General features: G+C 78.9%; 1 protein-coding gene. It reads right to left on the reverse strand.

The genetic code is table 11. The annotated features are described in order from the left end of the window. Positions 1-41: 41 nt before the first annotated feature. Positions 42-790, reverse strand: a 749-nt coding sequence (locus JNW98_RS34665) for a glycosyltransferase (protein WP_223772255.1), incomplete at its 5' end; no start/stop codon positions are given.

Below are 790 nucleotides of genomic sequence, written 5' to 3' on the forward strand. Positions count from 1 at the left end.
GCCGGGGCAAGACACCACCCCACGCCCCCCCGCAAGCCGCCTCACCCACCCGCCCGCACCCGCGCCCCCCGCGCCACCACCTCCCCGTAATGCCCGAGAAGCTCCCCCACAGCGACCGCCCAGCTGCGACCGAGGACGGAGGCGCGAGCGGCGAGGCCGTACTCCACACGCCGCCGGCGCCCAGCCTCCAACGTGAGAACCGCCTCGGCCAGGGCGAGCGCATCGTCGGGGCGGACGAGGAGGCCGGTACGGGCGTGCCGGACGAGGTCCAGCGGGCCACCGGTGGCGGGGGCGACGACGGGGACGCCGCTGGCCAGCGCCTCGTGGACGGTATGACTGAACGCCTCCCCGCGGCCGGGGTGGACGAAGACGTCCAGGGAGGCCAGGATCCGGGCCAGCTCGTCGCCCCGCCGGCAGCCGAGGAAGCGGGCGCCGGGCAGGGCCGTCCGGAGCGCGGCGGCGGATGGCCCGTCGCCGGCCAGCACCAGCCGTACCCCGGGCAGGGCGCAGACGGGGGCCAGCAGTTCCAGCCGCTTGGCGGGTACGAGCCGGCCGGCGTAGCCGACGAGCAACTCCCCGCCGGGGGCAAGCGCGTTGCGCAGTTCGAGGTCGCGGCGGTCGGGGTGGAAGCGCTCGGTGTCCACGCCGGGCGGCCAGAGCAGGGCGCCGGGGATCCCGTGGTCGGCCAGCGCGCGGACGGCCTCCGTCGACGGGGCGAGGCTGCGGTCGGCGCCGCGGTGCAGGGCGCGGGCCCGCCGCCAGGCGGCGGCCTCGGCGGCGCCCGGCCGGA

Source organism: Streptomyces huiliensis, from assembly GCF_020037025.1.
Taxonomy (GTDB): Bacteria; Actinomycetota; Actinomycetes; order Streptomycetales; family Streptomycetaceae; genus Streptomyces; species Streptomyces huiliensis.